General features: G+C 68.0%; 13 protein-coding genes. 11 read left to right on the top strand and 2 right to left on the bottom strand.

Annotated elements, in window-relative coordinates; genetic code table 11:
• Positions 1–247: 247 nt before the first annotated feature.
• Both ABZ794_RS32645 and ABZ794_RS32640 read left to right on the top strand, forming a co-directional pair.
• Complete coding sequence (locus ABZ794_RS32645; protein ID WP_357519251.1) at positions 248–613, top strand: transposase; 366 nt, start codon at positions 248–250, stop codon at positions 611–613.
• Between the two features lie 205 nt (positions 614–818).
• Entirely contained in the window at positions 819–1,349 is a 531-nt protein-coding gene (locus ABZ794_RS32640) for a hypothetical protein (protein WP_357519249.1), read from the top strand.
• Positions 1,350–1,580: 231 nt separating this feature from the next.
• Here ABZ794_RS32640 and ABZ794_RS32635 read toward each other — a convergent pair whose 3' ends face one another.
• Positions 1,581–2,894, bottom strand: coding sequence for an aspartate aminotransferase family protein (locus ABZ794_RS32635; protein ID WP_357519247.1), 1,314 nt, complete (start codon positions 2,892–2,894; stop codon positions 1,581–1,583).
• An 84-nt stretch (positions 2,895–2,978) separates the two neighbouring features.
• Between ABZ794_RS32635 and ABZ794_RS32630 the strand changes: the two genes are divergently transcribed.
• The 9 genes from ABZ794_RS32630 to ABZ794_RS32590 all read left to right on the top strand — a co-directional run bounded on the left by ABZ794_RS32630 (position 2,979) and on the right by ABZ794_RS32590 (position 9,690).
• Positions 2,979–3,866: a LysR family transcriptional regulator gene (locus ABZ794_RS32630; protein ID WP_357519245.1), complete on the top strand. Its 888-nt coding sequence runs from the start codon at positions 2,979–2,981 to the stop codon at positions 3,864–3,866.
• A 195-nt stretch (positions 3,867–4,061) separates the two neighbouring features.
• Entirely contained in the window at positions 4,062–4,643 is a 582-nt protein-coding gene (locus ABZ794_RS32625; protein ID WP_357519243.1) for a TetR family transcriptional regulator, read from the top strand.
• A 391-nt stretch (positions 4,644–5,034) separates the two neighbouring features.
• Positions 5,035–5,238: a hypothetical protein gene (locus ABZ794_RS32620; RefSeq protein ID WP_357519241.1), complete on the top strand. Its 204-nt coding sequence runs from the start codon at positions 5,035–5,037 to the stop codon at positions 5,236–5,238.
• A 342-nt stretch (positions 5,239–5,580) separates the two neighbouring features.
• Positions 5,581–6,708, top strand: a complete 1,128-nt coding sequence (locus ABZ794_RS32615) for a glutaminase (RefSeq protein WP_357519239.1) — start codon at positions 5,581–5,583, stop codon at positions 6,706–6,708.
• Between the two features lie 56 nt (positions 6,709–6,764).
• Positions 6,765–7,274 (top strand): NAD(P)H-dependent oxidoreductase, encoded by a 510-nt coding sequence (locus tag ABZ794_RS32610; protein ID WP_357519237.1) that lies wholly within the window; start codon positions 6,765–6,767, stop codon positions 7,272–7,274.
• Positions 7,275–7,361: 87 nt separating this feature from the next.
• Complete coding sequence (locus tag ABZ794_RS32605) at positions 7,362–7,490, top strand: hypothetical protein (RefSeq protein WP_357519235.1); 129 nt, start codon at positions 7,362–7,364, stop codon at positions 7,488–7,490.
• A 120-nt stretch (positions 7,491–7,610) separates the two neighbouring features.
• Positions 7,611–8,552, top strand: a complete 942-nt coding sequence (locus ABZ794_RS32600; RefSeq protein ID WP_357519234.1) for a DUF5996 family protein — start codon at positions 7,611–7,613, stop codon at positions 8,550–8,552.
• A gap of 385 nt (positions 8,553–8,937) precedes the next feature.
• The gene (locus ABZ794_RS32595) at positions 8,938–9,243 is read left to right on the top strand and encodes a transposase (protein WP_357519232.1); all 306 of its coding nucleotides are present in this window, start codon (positions 8,938–8,940) and stop codon (positions 9,241–9,243) included.
• A 39-nt stretch (positions 9,244–9,282) separates the two neighbouring features.
• Entirely contained in the window at positions 9,283–9,690 is a 408-nt protein-coding gene (locus tag ABZ794_RS32590; RefSeq protein WP_357519230.1) for a RidA family protein, read from the top strand.
• Between the two features lie 9 nt (positions 9,691–9,699).
• Here ABZ794_RS32590 and ABZ794_RS32585 read toward each other — a convergent pair whose 3' ends face one another.
• Positions 9,700–10,122 (bottom strand): transposase, encoded by a 423-nt coding sequence (locus ABZ794_RS32585; protein WP_357519228.1) that lies wholly within the window; start codon positions 10,120–10,122, stop codon positions 9,700–9,702.
• Positions 10,123–10,303: the final 181 nt, after the last annotated feature.

Below are 10,303 nucleotides of genomic sequence, written 5' to 3'. Positions count from 1 at the left end.
CGCCGAGGCGTTGATCGGCCCGAACGCCAGCAGCCGACCCAGCGTCCTCGCCCCGTTCCACCCCTACCTGCGGCAACGACTCACCGACGGCATCCGCCACACCGCCGACCTGTAAGCCGAGATTCTGGCCCGCGGCTACCAGGGCAGCTTGCGCGTACTGAAAGACTGGCTCACCACCAACCGAACCCGGCCCACCCCCGCGGCCGCAGTCCGGGTGCCATCCGCCCGGCGGATCACCGCCTGGATCATGCGCCCCGGCCACAAACTCACCGACGACGACCGCACCGACCTCGCCGACGCCCGCAGCCGCTGCCCCGACCTCGACGCCGTCGCCGACCTCGCCCGCGGGTTCGCCGCCCTGGTTCGCCACCAGGGCACCGGACAACACCTCGACGCCTGGATCGAACGTGCCCGCAACGCCGGATACCCCGAAGTCCGCGGCTTCGCCGCCGGCCTGATCAGCGATCGCGACGCCGTCGTCGCCGGCCTCACCCAACCCTGGAGCTCAGGCCCCGTCGAAGGCCACGTCAACCGCATCAAAACGATCAAGCGACAGATGTACGGCCGCGCGGACCTCGACCTCCTCCACAAACGAGTCCTCGCCACACCATGAGCCGCCACCAAGATCAATCACAGAATGTGTGCCAGAGCCAACTTTCAGCCGGCGTTGACACGTCGGGTACTCGCGCCTGAACGCATGGACTTGGCACCTCGAAATAGCGAGACTGCGAATACGCACACGCCCTCCTCGGTCGGCCGTATGGTGACCGTGAGACTGCCGTCGGGACATCTTCCAAGCTGAAGGGGAGTCGGTCGCTATGCGAGAAATTAGCGACGAGTTCTTTTTGACTATGGCAGAAGTTTCTGCTGCTCTTGTCGGCACACTTCTCGTCGGAGTCTTCTTCTACCTCGACTCCGACCTGCACAAGACCCGCCGGGGCGCAGCTGCGGCCGACCGCTACATGCGCTCGGGTGTGCGGTGGATCTTCTTGGTCTCGGCCATGCCGCTCATCGTGTCCCTCACTCTTGCCGGCCTGGAGCCGATTTGGGGTGCTCTTACTTTCATCGCGCTCTCGGTCGTGCTGGTTGCCGCCACTGCCAACACGACCTACCGCACAGTCGCCCGCGGCGGCTCGGCCATATCGACCGCGTTCGTTGTCAACGAAGTGGCCACCACGGCAGCGGTCGTCGTCCTTGTCACGCTGCCCTGGGTGCTTGGTGGCTGGGTGCCACCACCATCTGCCTTCGTGCCCTCGCTTCTGCTGGCCTTGGGATCTGGCTTCTTCAGCATTGTGGCGCTCGTCATGACTCTCTTCGGTCCGGCCCGGCAAGACGACGCCCCTGCATAGCACCCGCCGTGCGCTCGTGCAGGCTTCGCCCTGTTGAGAGGTGCTGCACCGTGGTACGGCCGATTACAGAAGCTGGGGTCCTCGCTGGAGAGTTGCGGATCCAAGCCACGGCTGGCGACGATCGCGCGGACGGCTCCGAAGATTTCCCGCACGACGTAGCGCTTGAAGCTGCTCGACGGCGCCGCGAAGTGGTCATTCATCCAACCGGGATCACGATCCCCGGCTGGTGTATCAGGGTATGAACTGCGGCACCACGTCGGCGAGTGCTTGGTCGAGGATTTCCAGGCCCAGGTCCAGCTCGGCGTGGGTGGAGGTGAGCGCTGGCGCGATGCGGAAGACGCCGCCCATGCCCGGCAGCTGCACCACGTTCATGTGCAGGCCCAGCTCCAGGCAACGCCCTGTCACTGCGGCGCCCAGCGCGTCGGCCGGTCGTTTCGACTCCCGGTCGCTGACCAGCTCGAGCCCGACCAGCAGCCCGCGGCCGCGCACGTCACCGACCACCGGGTGCCGTTGGCTGATCTCCTGAAGACCCTTCCGCAGGTACGAACCCAGTTGCGCCGCCTGTTCGTCGAGCCGGTCGGCCTCCAGCACGTCCAGGACCGTGTTGCCGACCGCGGCCACCAGCGGGTCCGAGACGTGCGTGGTGAAGAAGAGGAAGCCGCGCTCGTGCGCCGTCTGCTCGATCTCCGGGCTGGTCACCACAGCGGCCAGCGGCAGGCCGGCGCCGAGCGTCTTGGACAGGGCCAGGATGTCCGGCACGAGGCCGTCACGCTGGAACGCGTACCACTCTCCGGTGCGGCACAGACCGGTCTGCGCCTCGTCGAGGATCAACAGCCCGCCCCGCTCGTGCACCTTGTCGCGCAGCGCCACGAGGTATCCCGGCGGCAGGTCGATCACCCCGCCGGAGCTGAGGATCGGCTCGACGATGCACGCCGCCAGGCTGCCCACCGACTGGGCGTCGAACAGCTCGAACGCGAACTCCAGCTGATGCCGCCAGTCCAGCTCGCCGCTGGGAAGGGTGAAGTCGGGACGGTATGCGTTCGGCGTGGGGATCGCGAAGTTGCCGGGCGCCGCGGGCCCGTACCCCTTGCGCCCCGAGCTGTAGGTGGCGCTCGCCGCAGCCTGCGTCATCCCGTGCCAGGACCGGGCGAACGAGATGATCTCGTGCCGGCCGGTGACCAGCTTCGCCATCCGGATCGCCGCCTCGTTGGACTCCGCGCCGGTGGTGAGCAGCAGGACCTTGTCCAGCGGCGCGGGCAGCGAGCCGGAGAGGCGGCGTGCCAGCTCGACCACGGGCCGGCTCAGCATGCCACTGAACAGGTGGTCGAGAGTGGCTGCCTGCCGCTGGATCGTGGCGACGACGGCCGGGTGGGAGTGGCCGAGGATCGCGCTCATCTGCCCCGACGTGAAGTCGAGCAGGCGGCGGCCGTCGGCGGTGAAGACGAAACTGCCCTCGGCGCGGTCGATGATCTCACGTACGAAACTGCCCGCGCCGATGTAGCGGACCAGGTGACGATCGGCGTCGGACCAGAACGAATCAGTCATGGACCGACGCTAGGCAGCCCGGACAGGCGCGTCCATCGCACATTTCCGCTGTCGCTGTTAAGCAAATCCGTACAGTCGGGGGTCATGACGCTGAATCCGTGGCGGCTGCGCCTGCTCGCCGACCTGGCGACCTACGGCACCGTTCGGGCCGTTGCGCAGCGCGGCAACCTGAGCCCGTCGGCGGTGTCGCAGCAGCTGAGCACGCTGGAACGGGAGACCCGGACCGCGCTGCTGGAACGCACCGGGCGGCGGGTGCGGCTCACTGCGGCCGGAATGTTGCTCGCCGGCCGGGCTCGGGAGATCCTCGCAGCCATGGATGCGGCCGAGGCGGAGCTGCGCCGCCTTGCCGACGAGCCGGTCGGCACAGTCACCGTTGCCGCGTTCCAGAGTGCGGTGCAAGCCCTCGCCGAACCGGCGCTTGTCCGTCTCGCGGCCCGACACCCGGACGTGAGCGTGGTGTTGCTGGAGCTGGAGCCGCACGAGAGCATGCCGGCGCTGCGTCGCGGCGACGTCGACCTGATCATCACGACGGCCGACTTCGCCGGCGCCGAGCTCTCCCCGGAGATTCACCTGGTGCCGCTCGCCACCGACCCGATCGTGCTCGTGCTGCCCCCGGAGCATCCGCTGACCAGCGCCGAGTCGGTCGCCCTAGAGGCGTGCGCGCAGCAGCGCTGGACGTTCGACGTCGCCGGCTCGTACATGTCCGAGCTGTCCACCCGGCTGTGCCGGGAGGCCGGCTTCGAGCCTGTGGTGATCTGTCGGTTCAACAACTACATGCTGGCGCTCCAGCACGTGGAGAACGGCCGCTCGATCACCATGCTGCCGAAGCTGGCGGTGGACCCGCGATACCGGGTGGTGACCCGACCGCTGAGCCCGCCGCTGACCCGGCGCATCACCGCCGGGGTCCGGCGACCGGCCGCGTCGCGCCCCGAGGTGACGGCCGTGCTCAATGCCCTGAGAGCAGGTGACTGACCTTGGTAGGACTTCGGCTGCGCCCGGCTGCGGTGATCCACATCCCGACGTACGGGTGAGGGGCGGGCTCCGGGCGGTCACCGCCCGGAGCGGTCAGGCGATCAGAGGGCCCACCAGCCACCATGCGACGGTACGCTTGTACGGTACTGTAGACCAGTTGGTCAGCATTGGTTTCGATTCATGGCGGGTGGTCCGGTGGCTGAGGAGCGACGGACGCGAAACACTGAGCGCACGCGGCGGGCCGTGCTTGATGCGGCGACCCAGGTGATTCTGGCCAGAGGTGCCGCGGTCACCCTGGATCAGGTCGCCTCGGTCGCCGGTGTGTCGAAGAGTGGCTTGATTCACCACTTCGGCAGTCGGGACCAACTGGTGATCGCCGTGGTGGAAGACGTTCAGGAACGTTTCCGGGAGACGGTCCTCAGCCATCTCGACCTGTCGGAGAACCACCCCGGCAAGATGCTCCGTGCCTACGTTCGGGCGCTCTGCGCGGGACGTTCGAATGCCGGAGCTGCGCACGACGTCACGTCAGCGGCGATCTGGATCGGTCTGCATGCGATCCCTGCGGTTGCCGCGGTAGCGAAAGAGCACAGTGCGTGGTGGAGCGAGCAGTTCGCCGTCGATGGGTTGAGCAACGAGCGCATCCAGATCGTGCGCCGAGCCGCCGAGGGTGTCGTCGTGGCCACCATGTACGGGGAAGAGGACGAAGCGAGCATCGCGACCGCTCGTCGCCTGCTGCTTGAGCTCGCCACTGACGGCACCTTTCCCACGCCCATCTGACGCGTTGGCGATCCTCTGAATCCCAGAAGACTGCGTGGTGCGTGCCGGCGCGGTCAGGGCAGCAGCACTTCTGTGAGTTGCCTGCGCGAGGTGATGCCGGGTTTGCGGAAGATGTTGCCTCGGTGGGCTTCGGCGTAGCCACTCGCCGTAGACGAGGTGGGGCACGGCCCAGGTGGGTGGCCATCCGGCACCGCCCGAGCCGCTCGATCGCCTCCCGGTGCTGCTCCTCGGCGGCCGGCCCGGTGCTGATCAGCGCTCGTGAGCGAGCTTCCAACCCGAGCGCCCACTGGGTGCCGCTGGCGCGGGCTCGCGATCCGAGTAGCTCCATCGCCGTGGCGGTGGCTTCGGGCTGGCCCGAGTGGACGGCCGCCGGCCGCGCAAGGCAGCCAGGATGAGTCTGGCGTTGGGCAGCGGCGGGCCCTCCGTCGCCGGCGTGATCGCCTGCTCCTCCGCAGCCAACCCGGTGGCGCGGGCGGTCTCGGTGCTGACCCCCGGGGCGACTGCCGGGTGGCCGACCGAGGTTGCGGTGGCTGCGGACGTGGTGATCCTCGCGCTGCCGCTCGGCAGCACCGCGAGCTCCCGGCAGACGAGCTGAGGGGAAAGCGCGTCGTGGATGCGATGAACCACTGGTGGGAGGTTGACGGCCCCCGCGACACGGTCGTCCCGTCCGGTGTGTCTTCGAGTGAGGCTGTGCAGCGGTTCCTGCCGGGCGCGCGTGTCGTGAAGGGTCTGAACCACATGGGCTATCACGATCTCGAGGACGAGGCTCGTCCGGCAGGGCGGTTCGGGCGCAAGGCGGTTGCGGTCGCCGACGACTCTTGCGAGGACGTTGCCGCGGTGTCACAGCTGATCAACGCGTTCGGTTTCGACGCCGTTGCGATCGGCTCCCTCGCGGCCGGTGCCCGCCTGGAGCCCGGGACTGCCGCATTCGGAGCGAATGTCGAGGCCGCCGAGTTGCGAACCCTCACCGCAGCCTGCCGGGCTGCTGGTGTGCGAGGCCCCGCGGACAGATCGCGGCTTCGATCGGGTGCTCGCCAAGGTCGGGGTCGAGCCGTCCGGGGAGGCGTTCAACGAGATCTCCCTCGAAAACGGCACGGGTCGTCCCCGCAATCCGATGATCAACGCCGGTGCGATCACCGCTCACTCGCTGGCCGGTCCGGAGGACCTGAGGCCCGTCGAGCGGGTCGACCGCGTCGTGCAGGGGCTTTCGGCGTTCGCGGGCCGTCAGTTGACGGTCGATGAGACGGTGTGCGCATCCGAGATGGAGAGCGCGCACCGCAACCTCGCCATCGCGCACATGCTCCGCAGCCATGACATCCTCACCGAGGACCCGAGGGCCGTCGTCGACGGCTACATCCGCCAGTGCTCGGTGCTGGTGACCACCCGAGATTTGGCGATGATGACGGCGACGCTGACCAACCGCGGGGTGAATCCTCTCTCGAACGAGCAGGTGGTGGACGGGGCAGTGGTGCGCCAGGTCCTGAGCGTCATGGCCACCTGCGGAATGTATGACGCCGCCGGCGACTGGGCCACGCAGGTCGGCATCCCAGCGAAGAGCGGTGTGGCCGGGGGACTGATCGGTGCACTCCCCGGTCAGCTCGGCATCGCCACCTTCTCTCCTCGACTGGACCGGCACGGCAACGGCGTGCGCGGGGTGTCGCTGTTCGGGCGGTTCTCGTCCGACATGGGCCTGCATGTGATGGAGGTCCCGCCCGCGGCGCGCGCGGTCGTGCGTTCCAATCGAGTACGAGGCGGCGGAGCGGACGCGACCCGGGTTCTTCGACTGCAGGGCGGAATCCGCTTCGCCGGAGCCGAGCGGATCGTTCGCGAGCTGGTGGAGAGTACGCCGCTGGAGCCCCGAGTGGTTCTCGACGTCTCTCTGGTGCACGCCATCGACGATGTGGCCCGACGAATGCTCCTGGAGGCCGCGCGTCGGCTCACGCTGGACGGTCACGAGGTCTATCTCGTAGATCCGGAGATGATGATCCCGGAGCCGGATCCCGGCGACGGCGGCCGACTCGCGGTCATCGATGCAGTTGATCACGTGCGATCGCCGGCGATGTGAGTGCCGGTGCATCGGGCGCGCTAACCCGAGCAGGACCGACTATCAGGAAGGATCCCATGACCGCTACCGGGATCGAGAAGCCCGACTTCACCGGGCTGCGCGCGATGTACATCAACTGCACCCTCAACCGTTCCCCCGGCCGTAGCCACACCCAGGGGGTGATCGACCGCAGTGTGGCGATCATGGAGGCGAACGGGGTCAGCGTTGACCAGATTCGCGCCGTCGACCACGACATCGCCACCGGCGTCCGACCCGATATGACCGAGTACGGATGGGACACCGACGAATGGCCCGCGTTGCTGCACCGGGTGCTGGCAGCCGACGTTCTGGTCATCGCCGGACCGATCTGGCTCGGCGACAACAGTTCGGTGACCCGTCGGGTGATCGAGCGCCTCTACGGCTACTCCGGCGTACTCAACGAGCAGGGCCAGTACGCTTACTACGGGCGGGTCGGTGGCTGTCTGCTCACCGGCAACGAGGACGGCCTGAAGCACTGTGCGATGAGCATCCTCTACAGCTTGCAGCACATCGGCTTCACTGTCCCGCCGCAGGCCGATGCGGGTTGACTCGGTGAGGTCGGCCCCGGGCCGTCCTACCTCGACGAGGGTTCCGGCGGGCCGGAGAACGACTTCACCAACCGCAATACCGCGTTCATGACCTACAACCTGCTCAACCTCGCGTCGATGATCCGTCGTGCCGGCGGGTTCCCGGCCTACGGCAACCAGCGCACGGCCTGGGACGCCGGCAGTCGCCCCGGCAACGCCAACCCGGAGTACCGCTGACCATCAGGAAGGGACAAGACGGCCGATCAGTGAACCGGTGGCGCCCCGTAGGTACCGGCCTGCCAGACACGATCACGACGACCGCCACCTTCCGTTACGGCGCCAAGGATGTGAGTAGCGATGACATTCCCGGCAACGATGAGCTGGCCGAGCCTGCGGGTCTCGGACTGGACCGCCACCCGCGACACCCTGCACATGTGGACCCAGATCGTGGGCAAGATCCGCATGGCGCACGCTCCGTTTCTCAACCACTGGTGGCAGGTGACCCTGTACGTGAGCCCGCGCGGGTTGACGACGTCCGCCATCCCGTACGGCACGGGAGCCTTCGAGATCGACTTCGACTTCATCGGTCATCGGCTCGACGTGCGCACCAGCGACGGCGGCGCGCGGAGCCTCCCGCTGCGGCCGATGCCGGTCGCCGAGTTCTACGCGCGGGTCATGGCCATGCTCGACGAGCTTGGGATCGAGGCACCGATCCGGCCGCACCCCAACGAGGTCGACCCGGCGATCCCGTTCGCCGAGGACCGCCAGCACTCCTCCTACGACGGTGAGGCGGCCGCCCTGTTCTGGCGACAGCTGTTGCAGGCGAACCGGGTGATCGGCGAGTTCCGGTCACACTTCGTGGGCAAGGTCAGCCCGGTGCACTTCTTCTGGGGCGGGATGGACCTCGCCTGCACCCGCTTCTCCGGCCGGTCGGCCCCGCCGCACCCCGGGGGCGTGCCCAACTGCGGGGACTGGGTCATGGTCGAGGGCTACTCCCGCGAGCTGTCCAGCTGCGGGTTCTGGGCCGGCGGCGGTGAGGAAGGTGCCTTCTACTCGTACGCCTACCCCGCACCCGACGGGTTCGCCGAGCAACCGATCGGCCCCGAAGGCGCGTACTTCAGCACCGAGTTCCAGCAGTTCCTCCTGCCCTACGAGGTCGTACGCGCCGCACCGGACCCGGACCGCGCGGTCGCCGAGTTCCTCCGCACCACCTACGAGGCCGCCGCGGACCTCGGGCACTGGGACCGCTCCGCACTGGAGGACAACCCGCTTCGCTGGCACCAAACCCCTGCTCGGTAAGACGAACAGTGTGACCGCACCGGTGGCACGGCCGACGGCCGAACTGCGCGACACGGCTGGGAGACACAGCTGCTCGCCGGACACGTCGGAAGCGACCTCTGACTGGACCGCCGCGCCGGTCGGCCCGTATCGGAGATGAGATCCGATGGAAGACACATGGTAGTGAATGTGAAAGATGTCCCCGAAGCCAAGCAGTACGAGGCTCGGGTCGAGGGAGCAGCGCCACGTCGCCGGTCGGCTCGGCGGCGGCGACCAGCGGCAGCTGGGTGTCGGGGGCAGGCTGCCGGAGCGGCGCCGGAATTCGTGCTCGACGCGGCTCGGGACGCGGCCGGGCGTGTCGCACAGCCGGTTCGATCGATGGGCCTGACTGGGTCGGTAGGCGGGTATGGATCGAATGCGGCGGTACCCGTCTGATCTGACTGATGCCGAGTGGGAGATCGCGGAGCCGATGCTGCCATCGCCGCAGTGGATGGGCAAACCAGAGAAGCACTCCCGCCGGGCGGTCGCCGACGGCATCCTGTATGTAGTGCGGACCGGGTGCGCGTGGCGGTACCTGCCGGTGGACTTCCCGCCCTGGCAGACCGTGTACTCCCACTTCCAACGCCTCAACAGGAAGGGCGTGACCGAGCGGATCCTCGCCGAGTTGAGGGAGCGGGTCCGCCTGGCCCACGACCGGCAGGCCGAGCTTTGAGGAGTCGCCGATCGGCGGCTCTTCCGGAAGGAGCGCACTATGGCCGTCTCGTTCGTCAATCCCGAAGGACTACCGGCGACCGACCTGTACCATCACGTCGCGGTCGCGACCGGCGCGAAGCAGGTCTTCATCGCCGGCCAAGTGGCCGTCGACGCGGACGGGGGCACGGTCGGTGCCGGAGACCTCGCCGCGCAGGTCGAGCAGTGCTACCTCAACGTCGCCAAGGCCCTGGCCGGGGTCGGTGGGTCCTTCGGTGATGTGGTACGCCTCACCGCGTATATCGTCGACTGGACCCCGGACAAGATGACGCCGTTGATCGACGGCATCACCCGGGCCGCCGCGAAACTCGAAGTCACTCCGGTCCCGCCGTTCACCGGGCTGGGCGTCAGCGCCCTCGCCGGCCCCGATTACCTCGTCGAGGTCGAGGCCACCGCCGTTATGGATTGAGAGCGCGTTTCACATTGCTGTCAGTCGGGTGTGTTGAAGGTACGGCGTTGTTGGCGGGTGGCGGGTTCGCCTCGGGTGAGACGGCGGGCCATGCCGCCGAGGGCGGCCCATCGGATCATCGCCTCTGACGTGCTGGGGTAGCCGGATGGGCGTCGCCGCGTAGGTGGCGAGCAGGGCTCCCTTGGCGCCGTCTTGGTCATGCCAGGACGCGGCCAGGACCCAGACGGTGACCAGAAGTCCGAGGGTGTCGGTGACGATGAACCGTTTCCGGCCGTTGATCTTCTTGCCGGCGTCGTAGCCGCGGGACTCGCGGGACACGGTGTCGGCGCCCTTCACGCTCTGCGAGTCGATGATCCCCGCCGTCGGCTTGGGCTCACGGCCGTGAGCCACCCGGATCTGCTCACGTAGCTCGGTCAGAATCCGATCGGTCACGCCCCGACTGTTCAAGCGGGTGAAGTGCGCGTACACGGTCTGCCGCGGCGGAAAGTCGACCGGCAAGTACCGGTACGCACCACATACAAGATCGCGTCGATGACGGCCTGGCGGGAATGCTTCTCCGGTCTGCCCATCTACTGCGGAGACGGCAGCATCGGCTCGACGATCTCCCACTCGG

This window comes from Micromonospora sp. NPDC047187 (genome assembly GCF_040643355.1).
In the GTDB taxonomy this organism is placed as follows: Bacteria; Actinomycetota; Actinomycetes; order Mycobacteriales; family Micromonosporaceae; genus Micromonospora; species Micromonospora salmantinae.
This window is presented reverse-complemented; position numbering and strand designations above follow the sequence as displayed.